General features: G+C 34.6%; 24 protein-coding genes. 13 read left to right on the top strand and 11 right to left on the bottom strand.

Translation table 11 applies throughout. The annotated features are described in order from the left end of the window. Positions 1-61: 61 nt before the first annotated feature. A complete protein-coding gene (locus PL77_RS23865) occupies positions 62-838 on the bottom strand; it encodes a murein L,D-transpeptidase catalytic domain family protein (RefSeq protein WP_063769048.1) in 777 nt (258 codons plus the stop codon). Between the two features lie 233 nt (positions 839-1071). Between PL77_RS23865 and PL77_RS23860 the strand changes: the two genes are divergently transcribed. Together PL77_RS23860 and PL77_RS23855 are read left to right on the top strand one after the other, a co-directional pair. Further along, positions 1072-1548 (top strand): hypothetical protein, encoded by a 477-nt coding sequence (locus tag PL77_RS23860; protein ID WP_044211034.1) that lies wholly within the window; start codon positions 1072-1074, stop codon positions 1546-1548. A gap of 27 nt (positions 1549-1575) precedes the next feature. Continuing rightward, a complete protein-coding gene (locus tag PL77_RS23855) occupies positions 1576-2373 on the top strand; it encodes a bifunctional 2-polyprenyl-6-hydroxyphenol methylase/3-demethylubiquinol 3-O-methyltransferase UbiG (protein WP_044211033.1) in 798 nt (265 codons plus the stop codon). A 141-nt stretch (positions 2374-2514) separates the two neighbouring features. Here PL77_RS23855 and PL77_RS23850 read toward each other — a convergent pair whose 3' ends face one another. The 3 genes from PL77_RS23850 to PL77_RS23840 form a co-directional block, all read right to left on the bottom strand. Further along, the gene (locus PL77_RS23850; protein WP_044211032.1) at positions 2515-2973 is read right to left on the bottom strand and encodes a hypothetical protein; all 459 of its coding nucleotides are present in this window, start codon (positions 2971-2973) and stop codon (positions 2515-2517) included. A gap of 116 nt (positions 2974-3089) precedes the next feature. Then, entirely contained in the window at positions 3090-4094 is a 1005-nt protein-coding gene (locus PL77_RS23845) for an AraC family transcriptional regulator (RefSeq protein WP_044211031.1), read from the bottom strand. Further along, complete coding sequence (locus PL77_RS23840) at positions 4094-4813, bottom strand: tRNA1(Val) (adenine(37)-N6)-methyltransferase (RefSeq protein WP_044211030.1); 720 nt, start codon at positions 4811-4813, stop codon at positions 4094-4096. Before PL77_RS23840 ends, PL77_RS23845 begins: the two co-directional genes overlap by 1 nt. Before the next feature lie 208 nt (positions 4814-5021). On the opposite strand from PL77_RS23840, the gene manA reads away from it, so the two are divergent. After that, positions 5022-6221: a mannose-6-phosphate isomerase, class I gene (manA, locus tag PL77_RS23835; RefSeq protein WP_044211029.1), complete on the top strand. Its 1200-nt coding sequence runs from the start codon at positions 5022-5024 to the stop codon at positions 6219-6221. 76 nt (positions 6222-6297) lie between these two features. On the opposite strand, the gene PL77_RS23830 is transcribed toward manA, so the two are convergent. From PL77_RS23830 to PL77_RS23820, 3 genes are all read right to left on the bottom strand, one after another. After that, positions 6298-6954, bottom strand: a complete 657-nt coding sequence (locus tag PL77_RS23830; RefSeq protein WP_044211028.1) for an outer membrane lipoprotein carrier protein LolA — start codon at positions 6952-6954, stop codon at positions 6298-6300. A gap of 80 nt (positions 6955-7034) precedes the next feature. Continuing rightward, a complete protein-coding gene (locus tag PL77_RS31595) occupies positions 7035-9956 on the bottom strand; it encodes a DNA translocase FtsK (RefSeq protein WP_082026702.1) in 2922 nt (973 codons plus the stop codon). 226 nt (positions 9957-10182) lie between these two features. Continuing rightward, positions 10183-11649 (bottom strand): nicotinate phosphoribosyltransferase, encoded by a 1467-nt coding sequence (locus PL77_RS23820; protein WP_044211027.1) that lies wholly within the window; start codon positions 11647-11649, stop codon positions 10183-10185. 165 nt (positions 11650-11814) lie between these two features. On the opposite strand from PL77_RS23820, the gene PL77_RS30975 reads away from it, so the two are divergent. Together PL77_RS30975 and PL77_RS23810 are read left to right on the top strand one after the other, a co-directional pair. Further along, positions 11815-13179 (top strand): GAF domain-containing protein, encoded by a 1365-nt coding sequence (locus PL77_RS30975; protein ID WP_052444681.1) that lies wholly within the window; start codon positions 11815-11817, stop codon positions 13177-13179. 164 nt (positions 13180-13343) lie between these two features. Continuing rightward, positions 13344-13850 (top strand): hypothetical protein, encoded by a 507-nt coding sequence (locus PL77_RS23810; protein WP_044211025.1) that lies wholly within the window; start codon positions 13344-13346, stop codon positions 13848-13850. Between the two features lie 144 nt (positions 13851-13994). Here PL77_RS23810 and PL77_RS23805 read toward each other — a convergent pair whose 3' ends face one another. Further along, positions 13995-14408, bottom strand: coding sequence for a hypothetical protein (locus tag PL77_RS23805; protein WP_044211023.1), 414 nt, complete (start codon positions 14406-14408; stop codon positions 13995-13997). A gap of 204 nt (positions 14409-14612) precedes the next feature. Between PL77_RS23805 and PL77_RS23800 the strand changes: the two genes are divergently transcribed. After that, positions 14613-15185: a cytochrome b/b6 domain-containing protein gene (locus PL77_RS23800; RefSeq protein ID WP_044211021.1), complete on the top strand. Its 573-nt coding sequence runs from the start codon at positions 14613-14615 to the stop codon at positions 15183-15185. A 302-nt stretch (positions 15186-15487) separates the two neighbouring features. Here the strand turns inward: PL77_RS23800 and PL77_RS23795 are convergent, their stop codons facing one another. Further along, positions 15488-16186, bottom strand: coding sequence for a hemolysin III family protein (locus tag PL77_RS23795; RefSeq protein ID WP_044211019.1), 699 nt, complete (start codon positions 16184-16186; stop codon positions 15488-15490). Positions 16187-16456: 270 nt separating this feature from the next. Between PL77_RS23795 and hutG the strand changes: the two genes are divergently transcribed. From hutG to galE, 6 genes are all read left to right on the top strand, one after another. Then, entirely contained in the window at positions 16457-17446 is a 990-nt protein-coding gene (gene hutG / locus PL77_RS23790; RefSeq protein ID WP_044211017.1) for a formimidoylglutamase, read from the top strand. A gap of 47 nt (positions 17447-17493) precedes the next feature. Further along, positions 17494-18156, top strand: coding sequence for a uracil-DNA glycosylase (gene ung / locus PL77_RS23785; RefSeq protein WP_044211015.1), 663 nt, complete (start codon positions 17494-17496; stop codon positions 18154-18156). Between the two features lie 166 nt (positions 18157-18322). Continuing rightward, a complete protein-coding gene (locus PL77_RS23780) occupies positions 18323-19117 on the top strand; it encodes an ABC transporter permease (protein WP_156152513.1) in 795 nt (264 codons plus the stop codon). Between the two features lie 10 nt (positions 19118-19127). After that, positions 19128-19493, top strand: coding sequence for a translation initiation factor (locus tag PL77_RS23775; RefSeq protein WP_044211011.1), 366 nt, complete (start codon positions 19128-19130; stop codon positions 19491-19493). Positions 19494-19814: 321 nt separating this feature from the next. After that, positions 19815-21404, top strand: a complete 1590-nt coding sequence (locus PL77_RS23770; RefSeq protein WP_044211010.1) for a S8 family peptidase — start codon at positions 19815-19817, stop codon at positions 21402-21404. 61 nt (positions 21405-21465) lie between these two features. Further along, positions 21466-22500, top strand: coding sequence for a UDP-glucose 4-epimerase GalE (gene galE / locus PL77_RS23765; protein WP_044211009.1), 1035 nt, complete (start codon positions 21466-21468; stop codon positions 22498-22500). Positions 22501-22567: 67 nt separating this feature from the next. Here the strand turns inward: galE and PL77_RS23760 are convergent, their stop codons facing one another. Next, positions 22568-23446: a YicC/YloC family endoribonuclease gene (locus tag PL77_RS23760; protein ID WP_044211007.1), complete on the bottom strand. Its 879-nt coding sequence runs from the start codon at positions 23444-23446 to the stop codon at positions 22568-22570. A gap of 192 nt (positions 23447-23638) precedes the next feature. Here PL77_RS23760 and PL77_RS23755 point away from each other — a divergent pair, with 192 nt between their 5' ends. Then, complete coding sequence (locus tag PL77_RS23755; protein ID WP_044211006.1) at positions 23639-24475, top strand: alpha/beta hydrolase; 837 nt, start codon at positions 23639-23641, stop codon at positions 24473-24475. A gap of 63 nt (positions 24476-24538) precedes the next feature. Here PL77_RS23755 and PL77_RS23750 read toward each other — a convergent pair whose 3' ends face one another. Beyond that, positions 24539-26161: an aspartate:alanine exchanger family transporter gene (locus PL77_RS23750; RefSeq protein WP_052444678.1), complete on the bottom strand. Its 1623-nt coding sequence runs from the start codon at positions 26159-26161 to the stop codon at positions 24539-24541. Between the last annotated feature and the right edge of the window lie 37 nt (positions 26162-26198).

Genomic DNA, 26198 nt, shown 5'->3' with positions numbered 1-26198 from the left:
TCCTATAAATGCTGGCAGAAAGGCTGATTTAAAGTTGACGAAAATTTAGTTTACAATTTGCTTAGTATTTAATGATTTTTTGTGGAGGAATGTTAGTGTACTGTGCTAAAAGCTCTAATGAGTTTTTAGGAAGTGAAAATAAAGTTTCGTCCTGATAACGTTCGACATCCGTGTGAATATAAAGCACACTACCTCCTTTGATATATTGAATTACCTTTTTATGATCTTGATATGATACCGCAGGACAGCCGAAACTTCTTCCCATATATCCATTTTGATGAATAAAATGCTCTGAAACATATTTAGCAGGATGGAGCACAATCGCTCTCTTTCGTGCATTATCATTAATGTTTCTTTCCAACCCATCTAACTTAAGTGACAAGCCGTATTTACCAGTATAAGTTTCTGCTGCTTTATAAATACCTAAAGAACTTTGTTTGGAGTTGACGATATTACTAAAATTCTCGGCATAAAGTAAGCCTGAGTTGACCCCATGAGAAACATAAGTTTTTAAAAGCAACTTTCCTGATGTTACATCAATAATATAAAAACGCTTGGCGGTTGAAGGTTGATTAAAATCGAGTATACTTACTACTCTTGTATTATTAATTTGTTTTTTATTAATCAAATTGAGGTAGGCAATCATCCCTTTTTTAAAGGCATCAAAAGACAAACCCTCATCCTTTAGGTGAGCAGTATCGTATAATGTTGATAGAAGGGACTCATTTTCCAACTGTAGTAAGTTGTCACCTTTATAATGATAAGTACTGGCATTAGGTGAAGATGTTGACACAGTGATAATGAGTAAGAAGAATAAAAAGGTTCTTAAAAAGATCATTTTAAAGTTTCTTGTTGTAGTTTGTAAAGTGCCCGTATTGGGCTGCTCTTAGTGAGACAAAAATACATCAACTTGAAACTATTTTAAAGTATATGATGTTAATAAAGAATTTTTGTGCTGATAATCAGTTATTTTTCAATAATAAATGGAATTAAATTAATTTTTTAGATGAAAATTGATTTATCTTTCACTCTTTTGTGTTCATATTATAAAGAGGTAACGATAATAATAGAATGTTAGATCTACTTACAAAATATATTTCACTACTCTTCATCAGTGCTGTAAAATTCTTATTTGGACCTATAATAGGGCTAACGACTGGACTTACAATCGTAGAGACAACCGTGATCACAATTTTAGGTATGATGCTGACTGTTGTTACTTTAACATATATGGGAGCCAAAGCGAGAAAGAAGATTCTGGAATGGATGAACCGTGGAAAAGTACGCCGTTTGTTTACGAAAAGGAATCGTATGATTGTGAGAGTTTGGCAAGGCTACGGAATGAAAGGAGTTGCTTTTTTGACCCCAATTCTTTTTGGACCGCCTATAGGAATGTTAATAGCTTTGTCTTTTGGTGAAAAAAAACGCAGAATAATATCATATATGTTTTTAAGTGCCGTATTTTGGGGCATAATAATGAATATTGTCATTTTTTACTTTGGTGAGCACTTTGAATGGGTTAGAAATAACACGATCACCACTGATTAATAAATTAATAGACTAAAACATCAAACGATGGCTTTTGAGTTTCATCAGGATAAAGAGGTATATTTTTCATATCAAACTGATAACGCTAACAAATATGTTATTCCCTTTATCGAACAATCATACCCTATAACAAAAAACACCAGAGTATTAGAAGTAGGCTGCGGAGAAGGAGGTGTGCTGAAAGCTTTTTTAGATAGAGGCTGTATTGGTATGGGGATTGAATTAAATTTAGATAGAGTAGCTTTAGCAAATCAATTCTTAAAAGAATACATTGATCAAGGACAGGCAAAAGTCATTGGTAAAAATGTGTATGATATAGATGTTGAAAAAGATTTAGATGATAAGTTTGATTTGATTGTGTTGAAAGATGTCATTGAGCATATTCCTAATCAAGAGAAAATTATCCATTATTTCAGAAGTTTCTTAAAACCTAAAGGAAAGATATTTTTTGGATTTCCACCTTGGCAAATGCCTTTTGGAGGCCATCAGCAGATTTGTGCCAGTAAAGTATTATCTAAGCTTCCTTATTTTCATTTACTGCCAGCTCCAGTATATAAGTTTATCCTTAAAAATGGAAATGTGGCAGAAGGGCATGTGACCGAATTAATGGAAATTAAGGAAACAGGTATATCTCTAGAGCGATTTGAAAGAATCAGTAAGGCTTCGGATTACAAAATCATTGATAGAACTTTATACTTCATCAACCCAATCTATGAATATAAATTTGGGTTGAAACCAAGAAAGAAAATTCCTTTTTTAGGTGATATTCCTTGGATAAGAAACTTTGTCACTACATGTGGTTTTTACCTTATCGAAAAGCAATAAAAAAACACCTGATTATAAATTAACCAGGTGTTCAATGAAAAATAAGTTACCCTTTTCAAAAAGGGAAAAATCCCTAATCAATTGACTAGGGATTTTTTGTTTCGTGGATGTATTATATCGTGTTCCTAGAATCAAGAAAGATTAGTTTCTTGGCTCTTTGTCTAATACTGTGATGTTGATTTTCTCAGAAATCACAATGTTATTAGACACAAGTGTTTCTTGGAAAGAAGCAATAACGTCATACTCACCTTTTACTAAACCTTCTACTTTAGCAGTCATAGTAGTGTTGATAGGACCTTCGATTTCAGGCATTTTACCTATTAAATCAAATTCAAATGTATCACCAGTTTTAACGTTAGTGAAAGACACTTTAGGTTCTTCAATTGTACCGCTTAAAGAAGATACAGCTGTTTCTAAATCGAAAGCAACAGCACTTGTAATTTCAGCACCGTCTTCTAAGTTTGTAATTTCAATAGAAGATACAGGGTCTGGTGTAATCTCATCGTTGTCTTTGCTACAGCTTGCAATTGTTAATGCAGAGATAGCCAATAGAAAGAAACGGAAAACGTTTTTATAGATCATTTGTGTAGTAAACTTCATTTTTGTAAAAGTTAAAAATTAATATTTCAATTGGTTTTGATAGTTATTATAACGCCAACTATAACCTTTAGATTTATCACTTTAGACTTTTTATTTACCACTTTGGTCGAATACTTTTAATAAGCATTAATAACCGTATTTTTCCTTAATTCTGATGGGGTATATCCATAATGTTTCTTGAAAACCATAGAAAATTTAGATAAATGGGGGTATCCTACCTCTTTTGCTACCGTTGATACCGGTTTGTCTGTCATCTCAATTAGACGGTGAGCATCTAGCATTCTATGCGTTGTCACAAATTTGAATATTGGTTTTCCAAAGATGGACTTAAAACGCTCTTTTAGTTTAGTCTCACCAATACCAAACTCTTTTGCAATAGCAGTAATGGTAGGTATGTTCTCATAATCTTGCAGTAAGTAATCTTTAATCTCATAATAAAGCTCTATTTCTTCTTGAGAAATACGATTGGTGGTTATGCTTTGATTTTGAGTTTTCTGATATGTTTGAGTAAGGAAGCGCCCCGCTAATTCCAACCCCTTTCCTATAATAATAGACGAGCGTCCTATAACAGTACTGTTCTGAACTTTTACAATTTCCTCTATAATATGTAAAGCCTCAGGTGTAACTTGATCTATAATGATATTTTCTGATAGATGATTTGTTAATTCTTGATAGGACTCTACGGAGTGATCAAGTAGAGCAACTAATTGATCTCTATTTACACGAAGTCCAATTAACGATAGGGACTGATCTTTAGGAAATTCAAGGATTACTTTATTGATATTAGAGTAAATGATGAACTCGTGTTTTTTTACCTCTTTTAGTTTTCGTTCACCAGTATTGGCAAATATTGTACCTTCGTCTCTTACGATGAGCATATATATATTACCTTCTCCATTATCTACATTATTATAGATATGAGCAGTTTTATTGAGGCTCAACTGATTAATACTAATATTAAAATCCTTGATCTGATTGAAAGACTCAAGGTGTACATTACCTAGGCTGGTATTACCAATGATCCTATTATCAATTCTTTCCCCTCCAATATTTTGGTGGATGGATGTATATAATGTATCAATAGTAGTTGAATCTAGTAAGATGTTGGTTTTATTTTTCATTATAAAAACGGATGGTAGTCTTTTGTAAGTGAGATATATTCATTGGAGTATTCTCCCTTATCGTTGCGTATATTAAAGTCTATAATTAGTTTACGTGTTTCAGCCTTGTAGAGATACTCTAGTAAAACCCTTTTAGGATGTTTTGAGGAATTATGACTGATATTAACCTGTTTGTCAACGTGAAAGTTGTAATTCAAGGCGACTTGATTAAGCTGAGAAAGTTGATCAAAAGGATAGATGATAATTAATTTTCCACCTTCATGGAGTAAATTAGATGAGAATTGAAATAATTCATCCATACTTAAATTGTCGGTATGTCTAGCGGTATTTCTTTGGATATTTTCTGCTTTGAGGCTGTCTTTAAAAAAAGGAGGGTTACTTACAATGGCATCAAACTGAACTTGATCCTCATTTTTAAACTCTTGTATAGAAGAATGCACGCTTTTTAGTTGATCTGAGAAAGGTGAATTTTCAAAATTGATCCTCGCCTGAATGCTAGCTTCCTTATCAATATCTAACCCTGTAAACTTGATATCTCCATATCTTTGAGCACACATCAGTGCAACCAATCCAGAACCAGTTCCAAGATCTAATACATTTCTGCAACCGATTAAATTAGCCCAAGCACCCAATAAAATTCCATCTGTACCGATTTTCATGGCAGAATTTTGATGACCTATGTCAAACTTTTTGAACTTGAAGGTTAGATATTTATCCATATATTCCAATTTTCTATTTTATAAGGTTTTGTTAGTATAGAAGTGATAAAAATATTTCTATTTTTGTGACCATTAAGTGAGTTGTCGATCGTCTATTATAGAAAAACAGTCACAAAGTATATAGGTTAACTGATGCATGAAGTTATCAATTTAATCTGTAAACTTACATACAAACATTATTATCTACTTATAAGACCAAATATTACAAATGTCAAAATTATTTCCATTAAAAGGAATCGTCCAAAACTACGCATGGGGAGGTAGTTCGTTCATCCCCGAATTAGTATCTATACCACAAGAAGACAAGCCTTACGCCGAGTATTGGATGGGTGCACACAATAATGCTCCAGCCCAAATTGGTGAATCTCAATTGTTGAACAAAATGATTGAAGAAGATCCAAAAGGAACTATCGGTACTTACATCAATGAAAAATTTGGCCGTTTACCATTTTTATTCAAAGTATTGGATGTAAAAGATGTTCTATCAATCCAAGTACACCCTACCAAAGTGGAAGCCGAAAAAGGGTTTGCTAGAGAAAATGAAGAAGGCATTCCTTTAACAGCATCACATAGAAACTATAAAGATGATAACCATAAACCAGAAATTATGGTGGCGTTATCGGAGTTTTACTTATTGCATGGTTTCTTACCAAAAGACAAACTTAAAGAGGTGTTAACTACTGTACCTGAGTTTTCTGACTTAGTTGAAGTTTTTGAAAATGGAGGGTACTATGAATTATATAAAACTGTAATGGAGTATACTCCTGCTCAAGTGAATGAAAAATTACGTTCTCTTGTGGACAGAGTAATGCCATTGTACAATGAAGGGAAAATCGAAAAATCATCTCCAGATTATTGGACAGCAAAATCAGTTGCTTTACAAGCTGAAGGAGAAGATTTGGATAAAGGAATTTACTCGATTTATTTCTTCAATATTGTAAAAGCAGATGTTGGAGAGGCTGTATTCCAAGATGCAGGTCTTCCTCACGCTTATTTAGAAGGTCAAAATATGGAGTTAATGGCTAACTCTGACAACGTATTGAGAGGTGGTTTAACGCCTAAGCACGTTGATGTACCTGAATTATTAAAGCACGTTACTTTTGATGAAACACATCCAAACGTGATGGATGGTGAGTTGCAAGCTGACGGTTTAGAGAGAATCTATAAGAGCCCTGCTCCAGATTTTGAATTGTCTAGAATCTCTTTGAAAGATGGAGATACGTATAAGCATACTGCTAAAACGGCTCAGATCATCATTGTTTCTGAAGGTGAGGCAACTATTACTGAAGGCGATGATACTTTAACTTTAACAAGAGGTGAGGTAGCATTGTTGTTAGTAGATGCGAACTATTCGATATCAACTTCAAGCGAAGCGGTATTATTCAAAGCCACTGCTCCAGTAGCATAAAGCTGAGAAATCAGGATATAAAAAAACGTATCAAGGTTACTTGATACGTTTTTTTATGCTTAATATTTTGCATCGACTATCTTAAATCAACTACTTCAACATCAGGGTGAGAAGCAACATTGAATTTGAAATCGCTATCTGAGACTGTAACATTTTTATCGAAGTTGTTAATCACGTAAACATACTTCATTAAGTTTCCTTTTTCGTACATTTCCCATTTTACCAACTCTTTCGTAGAAGACTTGATATACATTCTAATACGGAAATAATTAATATCTAAACTTTTATCAGGGCTAAGATCAATAATATCTAAACCATTCTCTTTGCCAGCATGCAAATACTTAAAGTTTTTTTGATATAAAGTATAAATTTGAGATGGTGAACCTGTTAAACTTTCATCATCTCCTTCAGCAGATTCAATCGTAACTTCTTCCATTTCTTGATCATATCTATAAACATCTTTGGTGTCACTGTAAATAGTTTGACCATCTAATTGAAGCTGATATTTATTTCCGCTGATAATTGCTTTCATATCAATATCACCTAATTTTCCTTCACTTGTACTGATGGCTTCTTGGTGAACGTCAGCACTAAATGCATTAAGTCCTTGATAAAAATTACTCATTTCATCTAATATCTTTTTTGCTTTTTCATCTTGCTGAGCGAATAAAGATTGAGTAGAAATAAATAAAAAAGAAAGTAATACGAATATATATTTTTTTGTGGTTGTCATGCTAAATTATGATTCTATTTTGTTCAGTTTTTTGTTATAGCCTATTTAAACGTAAAAAGAAGGGTAAAATGTTTCAAACTTTATTCTAATGTTCTTAAAAGAACCTCAAGATCCATTTCAGTTTTTACATTTACTTGCCTTGCTTTACTACCTTCAAATGGTCCAACAATTCCAGCTGCTTCCAATTGATCAATAATTCGGCCAGCTCTATTATATCCTAAACTTAATTTTCGTTGAATTAATGATGTACTCCCTTGCTGATGTCTTACGAGTAAACGTGCTGCTTCTTCGAAAAGATCATCTCTATCGTCAACACTTCTTCCTCCTGCATCTTTACCTGCAGGTTGTTCTTCTTCGAACTCTGGTAACATATAAGCTGTAGCGAATCCTGTTTGATCCGCAATGAAATCACAAAGCTTTTCAACCTCATCAGTATCAATAAAAGCACATTGTAAACGAGTAATATCATTACCTGTCGATAATAACATATCACCCATACCGATTAATTGATCGGCTCCTCCGGCATCTAAGATAGTTCTTGAGTCGATCTTAGAAGTTACTCTAAATGAAATTCGGGCAGGGAAGTTGGCTTTGATCATACCCGTAATGACATCTACTGAAGGACGTTGAGTGGCAACTACCAAGTGTATACCAATTGCTCTGGCTAATTGTGCTAGACGAGCAATGGGGCCTTCAATTTCCTTACCTGCTGTCATCATCAAATCTGCCAATTCATCAATTACTAATACAATGTAGGGGAGAAAACGATGTCCTTTTTTAGGGTTTAGTCTTCTACTATTGAATTTTGCATTGTATTCTTTGATATTTCTCACTCCTGCTGATTTCAACAAAGAGTAACGCATATCCATTTCTGTACATAATGAGTTCAAGATATGGATTGCCTTTTTAGTATCTGTAATAATGGCTTCTTCCGCATCAGGTAAACTAGCAAGGAAGTGTCTTTCAATTTTATTAAATAATGAAAGTTCTACCTTTTTCGGGTCTATCATTACAAACTTCAATTCAGAAGGGTGCTTCTTATAGAGTAAACTGCTCAAAAGAACATTGATACCTACTGATTTACCTTGACCTGTAGCACCTGCCATCAATACGTGAGGCATTTTTGCAAGGTCAGTCACAAAAACTTCGTTGGAGATCGTGCGGCCAAAGGCGATTGGAAGGTCCATTTTTGCTTTTGCAAATTTTTCAGTGGCCAAAACTGAAGAAATAGAAACCATCTCTCTATTACTGTTGGGTACTTCAATACCAATAGTACCCCTACCAGGAATAGGGGCAATAATACGAATACCTAAAGCAGCTAAGCTTAGTGCAATATCATCTTCGAGGTTTCGGATTTTAGAGATTTTAATGCCTACCTCAGGTACAATTTCATAAAGTGTTACTGTAGGACCAATCGTGGCACTGATAGATGAAATACCTATTTTGAAATGTCTTAAGGTATTTACAATGCGTTCTTTATTCTCTTCAAGCTCCTCTTTAGTCACCTTCGCTTTGTTTTCAACAGGAGGGTTTAAAAGCTCTAAGCTAGGGTGTCTATAATGACTTAAATCGAGCTTAGGATCATATTCATCCAAATCTTCTACTTGAATGAAATCTTCTTCCTCTTCTTCAAATTGAATATTTAAATCAGCTTTATCTACATCATCAGTGTTAGAGACATTACTCAACTGATGAGGGTCTATCGATTTGTCTACCTTAGGTGCTGGAGCAGGAGGATCTAAGGCGATAGGATCCGACTTTTTATCCTCTTTTTCTAATTCATAAGAAGGAGCAGGCTCTGGTTCTTTAGAAGTAGAAGCGGGAATTTCCTGTTTAGGAGGAACTGGAGGCAGTGGTTCTTGTTTTGACTTTTGAGTTCTATGTTCAGAATAGTTTTGTGAAGGTGGAACCGGAGTTGCTTCACCTACTTGAACATGTTCTACTTGAATATTGACATCAACAGAAATTGGATCGACCTTAATTTGTTGAGGTTCATTTTGCTCTTTTTTCTCCTCAACTACTGAAGGAGTGTTGTCCGAGTGAGGAATAATCTCAGCAGGAGGTGGAGTTGTGTTGTCTTTTTCTAAAATAGTATTGACAATCTCATTTTCTAATGCTGTATCTCTTTCTTCTGTCACTTCTTCCTCTTCAGAAGAAATTTTATCTTCTACTTCTTCTGAATCATCTTCTAAAGTATTATCAATATTGTCTTGAATCTCTTCTTCTTCTGTTTCTTCAATGCTTTCTGAAGATGGGGCTGTTGTTGAAGTAATAGGCCCTTCTACATTATTCTTAGTCACTCTTCCGATCAGAGAAGTGACTTTTTTAAACTTTGTGATATAAACTGTATGGATTAAAACCGATAAAATCAGTAAAATTACGGTTCCCCACCCAATCAAACTGTAAAGTCCGTCAGCTACAGTAAAACCAATTTTGCCACAGAGGAATCCTAGGAAATTAGGAGAATCATTGACAACTACAAAGTAGCCTAATAAAATACTGGTCCACATCATGTAGAACAAACAGATGTAGGAAAGCTTCCTGAATCGGATCAATTTTCCTTTTCCTAAAGTGAACAATTCATATCCACCAATAAAAAGCATTGGAATCAACAATGCAGTACCTATACCAAATAAATTGTAGATCAATAAATGAGATAAGGATGCCCCCAAAAGTCCAAGCCAGTTTTGGACTTCTTTACCCGATGAAATCAAGTTGCTAATCCCCCCTACATTTTCAATTACACTTTGATCAGCTTTACCCGTAAAAATAAAAGAGAATAAAGCGAGGAAGGTGTAGATCGAAAGAAACATTAAAGATAAACCAAGGCTTGTCTTCAATCGAGGATCACTAAACTTATTGTTACTGATAGATATGCTTGGCATTTTCACTCTTGAAGGCCTTTCCGTTCTTTCTTCATGTGGGGTAGCAGAAGTGGGTTGAACGGTAGCATTGGGTTTATATATGTTCTTTCTAATATTTTTTTTTGCTTCTGAAGCCATATAGTAATTTGCTTAACGCTAACAGTTAAAAAAATTAATTACAGAAATAGTGATCTCTTTCAACGCTGGATTATTAACTAAACAGTTTATCGTTAATAAAACTATTGCATTTCACTCTCCTTCCGATATCAAAAAGCAACAATGCAATGTATCTTACAAAAATCCTATCACTATCTACCCAAAATTAGGGTTTTCTACTGTTAATCGAAATTTTCTATGATGATAATTACTTTAAATTATTGATAACCTCTAATTTTAATTCATATAAGCCTTTTTCAAGCCCTACGGGGTATTCATGTGGATTATAAAAACGCTTAATACTATTGTCAAATCGACTTAATTCCGTTAACGTTTTATCTTTTGACGTATGAATACTAGGTTTTTCATAAACTAAACAGCCTTCTTTGAATATTTGTATTAATAGGTCTTCGCCTTGATCTTTTTCAGTGATTTTTTTGGATCTTATACCGTTATTAGGGTCAATTAATGTACAATTTTCACTCATGGTAAATTCTTCATTGTAAATACCATCTGCACTATATTTCCCTTTTTCATCCCTAAACCTTCGAACTTGTAATATTCCTGGAGTTGAAATTTTATTAACTTGTTCTGATAATTTCACTTTGTAATCTAAGTGACCGTCTTCATTTTCAATTGCTCCAAGCTTATAGACACCTCCTAATGCAGGTTGATCGTATGCTGTTACAAGCTTAGTGCCTACGCCCCAAACATTAATTTTTGCTTCTTGTTCTTTTTTCAAGTTGTTGATTAAATATTCATCTAAATCATTGCTGGCGACAATCTTAGCATTTGAGAATCCACCTTCATCCAAAAGCTTTCTCGCCTCAATACTCAGATATGACAAATCTCCTGAATCCAGTCGAATACCAATCATTTCGTATCCTTTTTCCCTTAATTCTAATCCCACTTTGATGGCTTTTTTAACGCCTTCTAAGGTATTATAGGTATCTACCAGAAAAATACAATTTGTAGGCATCGCTTCAGCATAAGCCTTAAACGCTTTTAGTTCATCATCATAAGACATAATCCAGGAGTGAGCGTGAGTGCCTTTAACAGGAATATCTAATAATTTTGCAGCTAATACATTTGAAGTAGCATCAAAACCACCAATATAAGCAGCTCTTGTTGCTGTAATACCTCCATCGATCCCTTGTGCTCTTCTTAGTCCAAATTCTAATAAAGTGTCATCTTGAGCTGCTATTCTTAGTCGAGCTGCCTTTGTAGCGATTAAGGTTTGAAAATTGACAATGTTTAAAATAGCAGTTTCTAATAATTGACATTCAATTAAGTTGCCTTCAATTCTGATAAAAGGCTCGTTTGGGAAAATTGCTCTACCTTCTTCAACAGCGTAAACATTGACAGATAATTTTAGGTTTGATAAATAATCCAAAAAGCCCTTTTCAAATAATGGTTTATCATTATTGTCCTTTTGTTGAGCAAGAAAAGCAATATCATCAGGAGTAAATTCAAACTGATTAATGTAATCTATCACATAACCTAATCCTGCACAAATTGCATAACCGCCTTTAAATGGTGCTTTTCTAAAATAACCATGGAAAACTGCCTTTTGTTCACCTTTATTTTGCTTCCAGTACCCATAGGCCATGGTGATTTGATAAAAATCGGTCAATAAAGTCAGTGATGTTTTGTATAAGTCTTTTGAAATATTCATTTGTGCATGATTTTTATACTAAAGAAAAATGAATTTACGTTTCTTTTTTGAGTGATAAAATAATATAAGTTTTTAAGTACATTTGTTATAAGTACTTTTTAGTTTATGAAATGAGCGGCGAGAGGAGGGGAAGCGAACTATGGCAGAGCGTTTAATTATTTATATATGAACATTTTTCAGCAGATATTTTCAATAGGTTTAGATAAAAATATTCAAGGAATTACCAGAGAAAAGGTGATTACATCCAATCAGTTTGCCTTTTACTTGACCTTTTTTCAGATGTTTTATCTTATACTTTCTATTATGAAAGTTCCTGTACTAATGCAGTGGCCTTTGATGGGTATTCTGGGGAACTTAATTGTACTGACTTTGAACCACCTTCGATTGTTTCAAGTATCAAGGGTGATTTTATGTTTAGTACCAATGAGTGTTGTAATCATTTATAATTCTTTTTTAACACCTGAAGGTGCTAATCCTCGAACATCAGGTTTTATTGTAGCAATGGTTCATTTATTGATTCCATTTTTAATTTTTGATGTTAGGGAGAAAAAATATCAATGGTCATTATTTATTCTTTTAGCTTGTTTTTTACTTTCAATGTTCAAGTTACAAGATGTGCTAAACGACCCTTTGATTGACTATGAAACGCTTTATGCACCAAACTCCACTCGTGGAGCCTATCTAGGTTTGTTAGGTATGGGGATCCTTATGCTTTTGATGCAAAGAGAAAGAATGAGGTATCGATTGGAGTCTGAAAGGTTAAACCGAGAAAGCATTGAAAGAAATATAGAGCTTGAAAAATCAGGTAGGGAACTTCGAGAGGTGTTAGAGAAAGTTCAAGTGACTAAAATTGAAGATGAACAAAGAACTTGGACCACACAAAGACTTGCAGAGTTTAATGATTTAACAAGAACTGTCGAAAATTTAGATGAGCTTATTGATCAATCCACAAGCTTCCTTGCTAAAGTTTTGGATTTAAATCAAGTTGCCGTTTTCTCAAGAGTTGAAGACAAAGAAAGAGGGGATTATCTAAGAAGGCAGTCTGTTTATGCTTATGATCGTAAAAAATATTTAAATTCAAATAAAATAGAACAAGGCGAGGGGCTCATAGGCCAATGCTTCTTGGAAAAGAAACCTATTATATTAGAAGATGTTCCATCAGGTTATTTGAATATCAGTTCTGGCCTTGGAGATATTACCGCTTCATTTGTGGCTATCTATCCTCTGAAAGCTTATGATAAGGTCGAAGGGGTCATAGAAATTGCTAGTTTTAAAGTTCTCGAAAAATATAAATTAGAATTCCTTTCTAGAGTTTGTGAAAGTTTAGCGATCACCATTTTAAATAAACTTGCATCCGAAAAACTAAAAGAATTGCTTGCGATATCACAACAGCAGGCGGAACAAATGAGGTCACAAGAGGAGGAGATGAGACAAAACCTTGAGGAGATGCAAGCAACTCAGGAGGAAATGAAGAGAAATGAGGACTTTTATCAAACTGAATTAAGTAGAATTAGAAAAGAAAATCAATAATTAAAGATACTGAAAATCAGTTACTTGTATTCTTACTTTGTAATTATTTCTTTAATACTCTTGTAAATTGGTAGAGTTTATATACTTTTGTGTTGTCAAGACGATAAAAACATACTTTTTTTTAAGTCAGACTCTTTCAATTATAATCTTTAAAAATTAATCCAATGAGCGTAAATTTATACAATGATAATTTAGTACCTGTAGGGGAAAAATTAAGAAATCAACCAATAGGAGTTGTTTACAGTTCTGAAACTTATGGAGCTGGAGAAACAAAGATGTCTTTATTCTCAAAAGAGCAAAAAGAGCAGTTAGATGCGATTTGTGATAGAATTTTGATGAATTTAACAGCTAATCCTGATCGAATGTATAGAATCTCATTGGAAGGTAGAGGTCAAGCTTCAGGTGAAGCAGATGATCGCAATTTAAAGTTGGCATCATTGAGAGGTAAGTACATGAGAGATGCAGCTTACAAGTATATGTTAAGCTATGAGAAAGGCGGTCAAACTATCGCTTCTTTCGTCTTATCAGGTCAATTGACACTTAGAGTAATTGATATTAAACCTTTCTACGATGTAGATAAAGGAAGAATTCTTTGGGCAGATGGAATTGCTGGAGATGCGACATATCAAAGATCGAAATTAAATGTATATTATGAGTCCAAGTTGAGATAACAACTGACTTGGATTTTGAAAGATTATATATAAATAGGGCTACATTCTATACTGAATGTAGCCCTATTTTTTTGCAAAAAAATGCAATGATGATACTGATACCTAGAAATTAACCATTAACAATTAAAACATCAATTATAATCACTATGATGTCATATGGTATTGTTCCCCATTCCAAATGACTGATAGTCCTCCATTATATTCTGTAATTGAAACAGATTTTTTGGTGTCGTCTTTTTTGTAAAAAGTGATTACACTAGGTGTATTCGCATTATACTTTGGTTCATAACCATGTAAAACTTCTCTGTGTTCAGAACCGCTTTTATCCATGAATTTTAAGACGAGATCTCCAGAAACTTTATCATAGGAAATACTAACGTTTACTTCAGAAGAATGTCTAAACTCGACGATATAGAGTTGAATTTTGTCCTCAAATTTTCCACCTTCAGTATAAAAGCTAGCGAGTAGGGGATAGTTGTCGTTTTGAACCTGTGCAAATGAATTGTAAGAGATGAAGAGTAAAGTAAATAGTAAACTCTTTTGTAGTAATTGTTTCATATAAGGGGTGTTTAATTGTATTGTTGTGCTGATAAAAATAGTAAATACTTATTAAAAAGACTATTAACTTTGCCTTAAGTGATGTACTGTATTTCGAAATTACTAAGAAAAATCTTCTTATTATTTTGTAGAATTGTAATTACTTACATTTTTTTAGGGACAAACTAGTATTGTCACAATATTTAATATTACACCTCAAGCACAATGACAAATAGAAACTTCAGTCTACCTCATCGCCTACTTCACTGGCTGATTGCATTTACTATGCTCTTTATTTTGATGACCATTTTCCTTCGTGAAAATTGGATGAGCAAGTACTATATGCGTGATGTAATTCTAAACTATTTAGGAACATTCGATATCGAAATCACAAAAGATCAAGCTATGAAAGTGGCCAAAGCTATTCGTGGAAACATGTGGCAGTGGCACATCAATGCGGGTTATTTATTGATTGGTCTTTATGTATTAAGACTTCTCACGAATGCAAAAGAAAAAGGAATAAAGCTAAACTTTCTGTCTTCAAATGATATGACTGGGAGAGAAAAAGTAGAAGGATGGGTTTATTTCATTTTTTATGTTTGTATTGCCGGTTCTTTGATTACAGGAATGAGCTTAATTTATGATATTGGAGATCATGAATTGATGGAGGATATGCATAAATTATCCCTTTATTATCTGGTGAGTTTTATCGTGATTCACTTCTTTGGTATTGTTGTAGGTGAATTGAGAGATAAGAAAAATATTGTCTCTAAAATGATTCATGGTAAAAACAACTAAGAATGATTTGAAAGGTGACTTTCGTCATGTATATTTGTAATACTCGAACCTAAAATATACCACTATGCAAGGAGAAGGAATAATATATAAGATACTATTTATCATTACTCTGAGTACAGTATTTCCAATGATAGGATATTACTTGGACTACAGACATAAACGTAAAATGTTTAGACAGCATCCTTCTCAAAAAGGAAAGTCTGTTCAAGAAAATAAATAGTGACGTAGTGCACACAAAACAGCCCTGTAACTATTACCAAGTTACAGGGCTGTTGTACTTTATGTCATGTATACTATTTGTTTTAGAAGATATATAGATAATATCCATAATATATTAGTCCTGCTCCTACCATTACGAAAATGTGCCATACCGCATGATTATATCTTAGCTTTCTCCATAAATAAAATGGAACGCCCAATGTATAAGCTAGACCTCCTGCTATGATCCACTGCATACCTTCTCCCAAAGCTTCCAACATTTCAGGAAATACAAAAACACCTACCCATCCCGTTAGTAAATACAAGGTAATAGAGACCCATTGGTAACGGTCTGCAACAACCATTTTGAATATAGTACCAAGAATGGCAATCACCCAAATCACAATGAAGAGTTCAGTTCCGCCTTGGTTAGGTATTTCGATCAGGCACATTGGTGTGTAAGTACCGGCAATGAGCCAATAAATAGCGGAGTGGTCTAAAATTACTAATGTTTTGGTGTAGTTATCGTCTGAGTGAAGGTGAAGAAGTGTTGAGCAAGTAAATAAAATGATCATACTTCCTCCAAAAAGGATCGCAGAGATAATGTATTTAGGATCATTGGCATCTATTTGATTGAGTAAGATTGCTAGTCCTACTGCACTTAGTAATGCCGCAATACCGTGTGTTATGCTATTGACGACTTCCTCTTCGGGGGTGTCGCGAGGTATTTCTAGTTCATCTGCGGTTGAGGCTTGGTTAAGTTCGTCGTTTTCTAAAGTGGATGTATAAGAAAGTTTTTTCATGGGATAATTATATTTATCAGAGATAGGTTCAGGGTGATGGAATTTAATGCGTCATCTATTATTATTATGACAATTATGTTAGATGAGTAGCCAAAATAATTTTTTAGTATGCACAACAGGTGAATGTTAATTAAACTTTTTGAATGGGTTAATGGAATTAATATACATAATTTTTCTATCCTAAACAACCTTTTTGTTAATTTGTGAATCGCTAAAAATTCATTTTAGTTGAATTAAAAAAAATATTAGAAAAATACAATATATAAATACATGATAGACCATAGATACCTAGCAACAAACCCTTCAATCTGGACTGGAAGAATAGATGGAGAAACATATGATGTTTTGAGATGGCATCAGAAGGTTCAAGTAGTCAACTTGGAAACGGAAGAAATGCCGACTTTGCAAGAAGGAGAATCAGGGGTTGCTATTATTGGATTCATGTGCGATGAAGGTGTTAAGAGGAATAATGGTAGAGTAGGTGCATTGGACGGCCCCTACGCGATGAGAAAAGTGAGTGCTAACTTGCCGGTTCATTTTCCTGAATCAGTACACCTTTTGGATCTTGGAAATATTCAATGTGTTGATGAGGACTTAGAAGGAGCTCAGGAAGCGTTGGGTAAAGTGATTGAAATGGTCTTGACGAAAGGTTATAGACCACTTGTATGGGGTGGCGGGCATGAAATCGCTTATGCTCACTATTTAGGGGTTAACGCGTATATGAATAAAGTACACCCAGGAAAGAGATTAGGTATCATTAATTTCGATGCTCATTTTGACTTAAGAGAACCTAACCCACTTCCTAGTTCAGGTACACCATTCTATCAAATTGCTCAAAAGCAACAAGAGCAAAATAAATCGTTCAATTATTTAGTGATTGGTATTCAGAAAAACAGCAATACCCAAAAACTTTATGATACGGCTAACGAACTCAATGTAAAGTATATTACTGGTAGAAGGTTATCAGAGGCTGACAAAGTAGGAACAACTCATAAGTTGAGTGCCTTTTTGGATAGTGTTGATTTTGTTTATCAAACTACTTGTATGGATGTGTTTGCAGCACATTATGCTCCAGGTGTAAGTGCATCAGCTTACAATGGTGTTGAGCCAAATCCTACTTTTATGAGATTATTCAAGAAAGTATACAAAAGTGGTAAAGTCATTTCATCAGATATTGCCGAATTGAACCCACGTTTAGATATTGATAAGCGTACTGCAAAACTTGCCGCAGCTTTGTCATTCGAAATCGTAAAAGCATAAAACAATTAAAAATATGGAGTTGCCGATAGGTAACTCCCTTTTCATATATGGAAGTAAGAATAGAAGCATCTTGGAAGGATAAACTAAATACGGAGTTTGAACAACCCTACTTTGCAAACCTTGTTCAGTTTGTAAAAGAAGAGTATGCCACCAAAACGATTTTCCCTCCTGCAGGTAAGATTTTTAATGCCTTTGACCACTGTTCTTTTGATAAGGTAAAAGTTGTAATTTTAGGACAAGACCCTTACCATGGAGAAGGACAAGCCAATGGTTTGTGCTTTTCTGTTAGTGATGGAATCAAACAACCTCCTTCATTGGTCAATATTTTTAAGGAAATTGAAGCTGATTTAGGTATTCCTAGACCTGCTTCTGGTAATTTAGAACGTTGGGCAGATCAAGGTGTGTTATTATTGAATGCAACACTTACTGTAGAAGCTCATAAAGCGGGATCACATCAAAACAAGGGTTGGGAACAATTTACTGATGCTGTGATTGAGAAAGTAGCCAATGAAAAAGAAGGAGTCGTATTTTTCCTTTGGGGTTCTTATGCTCAGAAAAAGGGTAAAGTGATTGATCCTAATAAGCATCTAGTTCTAAAATCAGTACATCCATCTCCTTTGTCCGCACATAGAGGCTTCTTTGGCAATCATCAATTCCAACAAGCCAATAATTACTTAGAACAACAAGGGAAGTCGCCAATTAATTGGTAAATAGACAAGAACTACTAACTTTGATCGTTTATACTTTGTAGGCTATTTAGCCCACAAGTGGAACTTATCCCCTAATTGCAAAATTTTTTATAGACCAATGAAGAAAAAAATCGTTGGAAGTTATCCTTATACTAACGTACTATTCAGTATCTCGGCGGCATTATTTATGATCGCTCTGTTTGGACTTTTTGCCATCGGAACGAAAAGATTAGCCAATAGACTTTCAAGTGGAATAGAGATGCAAGTGATTTTAGATAAGGACTTGACAGAGCTAGAACAAGAAAGCTTAGCCGCCTCGATTCAAAACTTTTCTTTTGTCTCAAAAGAGGAAGCGCCACAGTTTATCAGTAAAGAATCAGCGGCGGAAATAATGATAGAGACTACTGGTGAAGATTTTGTGCGTTTTCTTGGTGAAAACCCTTTGAGAGATGCTTTTGCTGTACGTGTTGACGTTGGGGTTGAAACAAGTGCACTGGAAGATGTTAAGCATCAATTGGGATCTTTAACAGGAGTGTATGAAGTGGTTTATACTAAAAATATGCTTCAGAATATTAGAGGTAACATGAGAACGATTGGTTTTGTTGTGATTGCTTTATCCTTGATATTTTTCTCAACGGCTATCATCTTAATCAACAATTCGATTCGATTGGCACTTTATTCTCAACGATTTTTAATTCGTTCGATGCAGCTTGTGGGAGCCACGCAAATTTTCATTAAGCAACCTTTTTTAATCAGAGGGGCAATCCAAGGAGCTATTGGCGGTGGAATCGCATCTATATGTTTGGCGTTGGTGGCGGCATCAGCAATTGCCTCCATGCCAGAATTGGTTTATCTGATCTCTTCAAAAGATATTGGGTTTATTTGTATATTAGCGGTCATTTTGGGATCTTTAGTAGTAGTCTCAAGTGTATACTTTTCAATAAGTAAATATTTAAAGTTAAAGTTAGACGACCTGTATTAATCGAACAATCATGGGGAGAAAAAATAATAATGACGGAGGCGATTGGAAAGATCGTTTAGGTGTAGTTTTCAGTACTGATCCTGATTATGAATATGAAACAGAATCAGATTTCGAGGAAGAAACATTACCACCCAACCAACAAGACTTAAGAGTAATGTTGGATCGTAAAAATAGGAAAGGAAAATCAGCCACTCTAGTGACAGGTTTTGTGGGGAGTGATGATGATTTAAAAGGTTTAGCCAAAACGCTGAAATCAAAATGTGGCGTTGGAGGAAGTGCCAAGGATGGAGAAATTATCATTCAGGGCGACTTCAGAGACAAGGTCATGGAACTGTTGAAAGCAGCAGGATACAAGGCTAAAAAATCTGGGGGTTAAAAAAACAAATATAAAGACTTGTTGTTGTAAAAAGTTGTATTTTTACACTAATAAATAAGATATGAATGGACCTCGATCTATAATTTTTGTAGAAAGAGGTTTTTTCTTATTTAATGAATTTTTTTATCTATTATCAGTTTACTAGCTTTAAATTGAGATTCCCATTATTAAAGTGCATCGTAAACCAAATTAGATCCATGATAAGTGATGATCATTTTTAAAAATCACGGTTTAAAGTGGACCTTATTTGAGTATAAGCATAACTAAGTTTACAATGCGTGCAGTACTTATCATAAAATCTGAAGATATTGACTTTTTATTATGAAAAAGACAGTTTTTACCATATTTCTATTCCATATATCTATGTTGCTCTCTGCACAAGAAACCTTCCATCTTGTACAGTTTCACGATAAAGCATCAACCACTTTTAGTCTAACGAATCCGGAAGAATATCTTTCAGCATCAGCGATCAATAGAAGAACATCAATGGATATCGCAATTGATTCTTCCGATTTACCAGTTGTACAATCTTATATCGATGATATTGCATCAACGGGAGCTAAAATATGGTATCCTTTAAAATGGTTCAATGCCGTAATTGTTAGTAATGCAGATCCTACTGAAATTGAAAAAATTGAATCTGTGTCTAAAGTCATGGACATGTCAGATAAATCGATGGGGGGCATAGAAAGAGATTTAAAATCAAAAGGGTATGACTACGGTAAATCGGAAGAACAAAATGCTCTTTTGGGAATTGATAGAATGCATGAAGATGGTTATAAAGGGGAAGGAATCCACATCGCAGTGTTAGATGCAGGATTTCGTAATTACTCTTCCAATCCATTTTTTGATGATTTGATTTTAGGAGAATCTTTTGATTTCTATAATAAAAATGCAGAGGTTGCTGATGATCATTCGCACGGAGCCGATGTTTTGTCTACAATGGCCGCTTTTGACGAAGGAAATTATGTAGGAGGAGCCCCTGAAGCCACATATTACTTATACAGAACAGAGAATACAGCGTTTGAAAGTAGAATTGAGGAATTAATGTGGGTCGCTGCAGCAGAGCGTGCGGATTCTATTGGTGTAGATATTATCCAAAGTTCCTTGGGGTATTATGATTTTGATGATGCTACCCAAAATTATACTCATGAGGATTTAACAGGAGATAAAGCATGGATTACAATAGGTGCTAACCATGCTTATTCAAAAGGTATTTTAGTCGTTTCCTCTGCCGGAAATGAAGGTGGAGGCAATTGGAAGAAAATATCATTCCCTGCTGATTCACCTTTTGTATTGACGGTAGGTTCGGTAAACAGTTCCACTCTGAAAAAAGCATTTTCAAGCTCTGTAGGTCCTTCAGCGGATGGCCGTGTAAAGCCGGATGTTATGGCAGTCGGCGAAGGAGCATGGGTAGTAAGATCAACTGGAGAGGTAAAAACCTCGAACGGGACATCATTTTCAGCACCACAAATGGCAGCGTTGTGTGCAGGTTTATTACAAGCTTTGCCAGAAGGGACAATGCCTATGGATGTTATTTCGAGGTTGAGAAGATCAGGGGATAACTATTCATCACCGGATACACTGTATGGATATGGAGTTCCCAATTATAAAAGAGCTTTACTAGTGACTGATTTAGAGGAAAATGAAAGCTTATTTAAAAAAGTAAAAATATATCCCAATCCTGTCGATGGAACAACGGTTAAAGTTGAACTTCCTTCTAAATTAAAAAGGGTAGAATTAGAGTTTGTATGGTATACAATGGCAGGGCAACTCATAGAGAAATTGGAACGTAAGAACGATTCCGCTGTCATTTCACTAGACCTACCTTCAGGCTATAGAGGACAATACTTATTATTAAGAGTATCTACCGAAGAATATTATAAGACCTATAAAGTGAAAGTGAATTAATTTGATTTCTTTAGAGTTAGAACTATAGGTCAAATCATCTCAAGATTAATTTTTAAATAAAATGTCAAAAAATCAAGTATTAGTAACAGGAGGAACTGGCTACATCGGTTCTCATACAGTTGTTGAACTTCAGAATCAAGGTTATGAAGTAATAATAGTTGATGATTTATCCAACTCAGAAATAGAAGTTGTTGATAGAATAGAAAAAATAACAGGCCAAAGACCCTTTTTTGAAGAACTCAATTTAGTCAACGAAAGTGGTGTTGAAGCTTTGTTTGAAAAATATCCAAATATCGGTTCTGTAATTCATTTTGCCGCTTTTAAAGCAGTAGGTGAATCCGTAAAAGAGCCATTGAAATATTACCAAAATAATATCTGTTCTTTGATCAATTTATTGAACAGCATGAAGAAGTACAAGGTGGAAAATATGGTATTTTCGTCTTCTTGTACGGTTTATGGTCAGCCTGATGATTTGCCTGTAACTGAGTCGGCAAAAGTGCAACCTGCTGAATCTCCATATGGTAATACAAAACAGATCTGCGAAGAGATTTTGAGAGATACGGTCAAAGCTTTCCCTGAGATAAAAGCCATAGCACTCCGTTATTTTAACCCTGTAGGAGCACATTCTTCAGCATTGATTGGAGAGTTACCAAAAGGAGTTCCTCAAAACTTGGTGCCGTTTATTACGCAAACAGCCATTGGCCTTAGAGAGCAATTATCTGTTTTCGGTGATAATTACAATACACCTGACGGTTCAGCAATTCGTGATTACATTCATGTAGTTGATTTGGCCAAAGCTCATATTATTGCAGCAGAACGTTTGATAGAGAAGAAGAACGAAGAAGGATATGAATTCTTTAACTTGGGTACAGGAACAGGTTCTTCAGTGTTAGAAGTGATCAATGCTTTTGAAAAAATAAATGACATTCCTGTCAACTATAAAATTGTAGACCGTAGGGAAGGAGATGTTGAGCAAATTTGGGCAGATACTACGATTGCCAATGAAATTTTAGGCTGGAAGGCTCAAAGTGGAATTGATGAGATGATGGAATCTGCTTGGAAATGGGAACAAGCAATTAGAAAAGGAAATGCATAAGCTGCATTAATCACCTGAGTTCGATAAAAAAGGCATTATTCTGATTGTTGAATAATGCCTTTTCTTTTTATAGAATATTTAGATTCTGTTCTTTAATTTTTTCCAACTCGTCTTTCATATTCACCACAATTTTTTGAATATCGACATCGTTAGCTTTAGAACCTATTGTATTAATTTCTCTACCGATCTCCTGTGCAATAAAACCAAGTTTTTTACCGTTTGATTTTGGTTGCTCTAAAGTCTGAATAAAGTATTTTAAGTGTTGAGAAAGTCTTACTTTTTCCTCGTTGATATCTAATTTTTCAATGTAGAAAATCAATTCTTGCTCAAATCTATTGGCATCAAAGTTTTCGTTGTTCTCAAACTCAGCAATTTGATTTCTCAATCGCTCTTTTAATCGCTCAATTCTTTGAGGGTCTAACTCTACTACTTTCTCAAGGTATTCAGTAATCTTCACTATGGCACCTCTCAGTGCTTGTTCTAAAGCATTACCTTCCTCTGTTCTAAATTCTATTGTTTTAGAAATTGCCTCTAAAATAGCATCATTGATAATTGGCCAATCTTCTTTGGTAATATCCTCTTGGTTTTCCTTCGAAAAAACCTCAGGCATGTTCATAACTATTTCCAAAAGATTATTAGAGTCCGTATCTAAATCTTCAGAAATGCTCTTTAAGCTATTGTAATAACTTTTGATCACTTCTGTATTTAGCGAAGCCGTTAAACTTTCAGAGCGTTTAGAAACATAATTCAATATCAGAAGAATTTTACCTCTTTGAAGTTTTGAACTTAATAAATTTCTTAACTCAATTTCCTTGTCTGAAAAAGTTGATGACATTTTAATATTGCAATCAGCATTCTTAGAATTAAGAGTTTTAATTTCTATTGAAGCACTGAAATGCTCGTTTTCTATTGCTACTTGGCCGAAGCCAGTCATCGATTGTATCATAGGTGAGTTTTATACTTTAAAAAAAACTTCTGTAAATATACTCTATTCTCCTTACCTTATTATTATACAAAAGAATAATATTACTAATTATAACTTTTAAACCATGAAAAAGGATTGGTTAGGCTAGAAATCATCAAAAATTATTATCTTTTACTAATTTTTTGAAATACAAATAATCACTAAATCATTAAAATGAAATCTTTTGAATACTCTTGGCAAACAGTAGATAATATAGATATATACGGGAAATGTTGGTTACCTGAAGATGAAAAGCCCAAAGCTATAATTGCTATGATTCATGGTTTTGGAGAACATATTGAAAGATATGCTCATGTTGCTGCTTTTTTTTCAGAAAATAATTACGGTTTTATAGGTTATGACCAAAGAGGACATGGGAAGACGCCTGGTAAAAGAGGGGTTGTACCAAGTTATGATGCCGTGTTGTATAATGTAACCGAGCTGCTCTCTTTAATTAAAGAAAAGTTTCCAGATGTACCTGTCTTTCTTTATGGCCATAGTATGGGTGGAAATATTGTTTCTTCTTATCTTTTGAAAGAAAACCCTTCTTTTCTAAAAGGAGCTATCGTGACAAGTCCTTGGTTGAGATTGGCAGTTGATCCTCCGGCTTGGCAAGAGAAAATAGGGAAGTTTATAGGAGGTATTTTTAAAGATTTTGTGATTCCATCAAAGTTAAATCCAGCAGACTTATCAACTGATTTGACAGTGGGAGAGGTGTATGTAAAAGACCCTTTGGTTCACAATAAGATTTGTACGGCACTCTATTTTGGTGTAAAAGAAGCCGGTGAATGGGCGATCGAAAATGCAGGACAATTGAAAGTAAATACTTTATTGATGCATGGAGATGATGATAATATCACATCATATAAAGCTTCTGAAGAATTTGCAAATAAGGCACCTTCTGAAAATATTACCTTCAAAATATGGGAAGGTTTAAGGCATGAAATGCACAATGAGAAAATCAAAGCAGAGGTGTTGTCAGAGATCCTCAGTTTTATTGAAAAGAGATAAATAGAAATAGCCTCAACCACTAAATAATGTAGTTGAGGCTATTTTTATTTATATGGTTATTATTTATAATCCTCCGATAATCTGAGCAACAATAATGATTGCTACTAAGGCAAAAGGATAAACCGTCGCATATGCAACTTGTGGGGCGTCACTTTCCGTCATATTATCCATAGCACTAAGACCAGGAGTAGACGTCATGCCTCCAGTTAAGGCACCCATTAACGATAAGAAATTAACCTTAAAGAATACGTGACCTACAATTGTAACAATTAGCATAGGGATTAAAGTAATTAATGCTCCAATGCCAAATAGTTGGAATCCATACTCACTGATGGTAGAGACAAGTTTAGTACCTGCTCCCACACCAACAGGTGTAAGGAATAATAGTAGTCCAAATTGTCTTAATAACGCATTAGCATTACTCGGTAAGTGCCATATTACAGGTCCTGTCTTACCTAATCTACTTAGTCCTAAAGCAGCCATTAAAACACCGCCTGTAAGACCTAGTGAGAAAGACGAGCCACCCGGAAGTGGTACTTCGAGTTTACCTAATAAAACACCGATAATGATACCCAAAGCAACAGGCAGGAAGCTTGGTGTTTGGACGATTTTAATACTATCTCCGAAAAGCTCAGTAAGTCCAACAATGTTTCCTTTTGTAGACGAGATTAGTAATTTGTCTCCAAATCGTAAACGAGTAGAAGGTCTTGGCGATAAATCTAGTCCTGCTCTTCTGACTCTTGTAATCGTTGCTAAGTAGTTATTGTGTAAATCAAGTTCACCTAAAGTTTTGCCTACTATGTTTCTTGACGATACAACAAACCAACGAATTTCATGTATACCTGATCGAGGTATTTTCTGATCAGTCGGTTCACCAAGCAACAGTTCTACTCTTTTTAAAGCCTCTTGCGTACCAACTGCTTTTACTAAATCTCCTTTATGGAGAATTGTATCTTTCATTGGTGGCTTACTCTCAGTGTTAGGTTCCATCACACGTGAGATGTTGGCTTTTGTCATAAAACGAATATTCAGCTCACCGATAGTTTTACCATGAACGTTATCGTTGGTGACAATAAAGTTTTTATTGACAAGGTCAGGTGTATCAGCTGTTGCTTCCTCTTCGTATTTTTTCTCCGCTTCTTCGACACTGACGCCAAAGAATTTAGGTGCTAATTTTACGAAAAGAATAACACCGATTACCCCAAAAGGATATGCAATACCATAACCAATAGAAGCTAGAGGCGATTGTGAGCTTTCTATGGCTGCGGCAAGACCTGGCGTTGAAGTAAGAGCTCCTGTCAATAGACCTACTGCGATTTTAAAGTCTATATCAAAGGTAATCCCTAAGATAAAAGTGACAAGGCCTCCAGATACAACTGAAAGTGTTGCTAAAATGATTAGTTTGCTGCCTTGCGATTTGAAGGCTTCGAAAAACGAAGGCCCAGCCTGCATACCAATCGTAAAAATGAATAATAATAAACCTATTTTTTGAATGATACCGGGTATGGCAAAATCTTCAAAACCCAATGCATTCATAAGGTAACCATAAAACATGGCCACAAAAATCACTGCAGATAATCCAAAGGATACACCTTTGACACTGATTTTACCTAATAAAATACCAAATGCAATAATTGCGAATAATGCTACGTAGTCTGACTGTAGTAGCGTTAGAAACATCTCCATATTATGAAAGAATGTTTTGTGTGTGAGATAATGAATA

Source organism: Flammeovirga sp. OC4, assembly GCF_000812565.1.
Classification (GTDB): Bacteria; Bacteroidota; Bacteroidia; order Cytophagales; family Flammeovirgaceae; genus Flammeovirga.
This window is presented reverse-complemented; position numbering and strand designations above follow the sequence as displayed.

Excerpts from the sequence above, each read along its gene's own strand:
- PL77_RS23780 (WP_156152513.1), top strand. The coding sequence starts at position 18,323 with ATGATCGCTCTGTTTGGACTTTTTGCCATCGGAACGAAAAGATTAGCC.
- PL77_RS30975 (WP_052444681.1), top strand. The coding sequence starts at position 11,815 with ATGAACATTTTTCAGCAGATATTTTCAATAGGTTTAGATAAAAATATT.
- PL77_RS23800 (WP_044211021.1), top strand. The coding sequence starts at position 14,613 with ATGACAAATAGAAACTTCAGTCTACCTCATCGCCTACTTCACTGGCTG.
- galE (WP_044211009.1), top strand. The coding sequence starts at position 21,466 with ATGTCAAAAAATCAAGTATTAGTAACAGGAGGAACTGGCTACATCGGT.
- PL77_RS23860 (WP_044211034.1), top strand. The coding sequence starts at position 1,072 with ATGTTAGATCTACTTACAAAATATATTTCACTACTCTTCATCAGTGCT.
- PL77_RS23810 (WP_044211025.1), top strand. The coding sequence starts at position 13,344 with ATGAGCGTAAATTTATACAATGATAATTTAGTACCTGTAGGGGAAAAA.
- manA (WP_044211029.1), top strand. The coding sequence starts at position 5,022 with ATGTCAAAATTATTTCCATTAAAAGGAATCGTCCAAAACTACGCATGG.
- PL77_RS31595 (WP_082026702.1), bottom strand. The coding sequence starts at position 9,956 with ATGGCTTCAGAAGCAAAAAAAAATATTAGAAAGAACATATATAAACCC.
- PL77_RS23820 (WP_044211027.1), bottom strand. The coding sequence starts at position 11,649 with ATGAATATTTCAAAAGACTTATACAAAACATCACTGACTTTATTGACC.
- PL77_RS23855 (WP_044211033.1), top strand. The coding sequence starts at position 1,576 with ATGGCTTTTGAGTTTCATCAGGATAAAGAGGTATATTTTTCATATCAA.
- PL77_RS23805 (WP_044211023.1), bottom strand. The coding sequence starts at position 14,408 with ATGAAACAATTACTACAAAAGAGTTTACTATTTACTTTACTCTTCATC.
- ung (WP_044211015.1), top strand. The coding sequence starts at position 17,494 with ATGGAAGTAAGAATAGAAGCATCTTGGAAGGATAAACTAAATACGGAG.
- hutG (WP_044211017.1), top strand. The coding sequence starts at position 16,457 with ATGATAGACCATAGATACCTAGCAACAAACCCTTCAATCTGGACTGGA.
- PL77_RS23865 (WP_063769048.1), bottom strand. The coding sequence starts at position 838 with ATGATCTTTTTAAGAACCTTTTTATTCTTCTTACTCATTATCACTGTG.
- PL77_RS23795 (WP_044211019.1), bottom strand. The coding sequence starts at position 16,186 with ATGAAAAAACTTTCTTATACATCCACTTTAGAAAACGACGAACTTAAC.
- PL77_RS23830 (WP_044211028.1), bottom strand. The coding sequence starts at position 6,954 with ATGACAACCACAAAAAAATATATATTCGTATTACTTTCTTTTTTATTT.
- PL77_RS23845 (WP_044211031.1), bottom strand. The coding sequence starts at position 4,094 with ATGAAAAATAAAACCAACATCTTACTAGATTCAACTACTATTGATACA.
- PL77_RS23775 (WP_044211011.1), top strand. The coding sequence starts at position 19,128 with ATGGGGAGAAAAAATAATAATGACGGAGGCGATTGGAAAGATCGTTTA.
- PL77_RS23850 (WP_044211032.1), bottom strand. The coding sequence starts at position 2,973 with ATGAAGTTTACTACACAAATGATCTATAAAAACGTTTTCCGTTTCTTT.
- PL77_RS23750 (WP_052444678.1), bottom strand. The coding sequence starts at position 26,161 with ATGGAGATGTTTCTAACGCTACTACAGTCAGACTACGTAGCATTATTC.
- PL77_RS23840 (WP_044211030.1), bottom strand. The coding sequence starts at position 4,813 with ATGGATAAATATCTAACCTTCAAGTTCAAAAAGTTTGACATAGGTCAT.
- PL77_RS23770 (WP_044211010.1), top strand. The coding sequence starts at position 19,815 with ATGAAAAAGACAGTTTTTACCATATTTCTATTCCATATATCTATGTTG.
- PL77_RS23760 (WP_044211007.1), bottom strand. The coding sequence starts at position 23,446 with ATGATACAATCGATGACTGGCTTCGGCCAAGTAGCAATAGAAAACGAG.
- PL77_RS23755 (WP_044211006.1), top strand. The coding sequence starts at position 23,639 with ATGAAATCTTTTGAATACTCTTGGCAAACAGTAGATAATATAGATATA.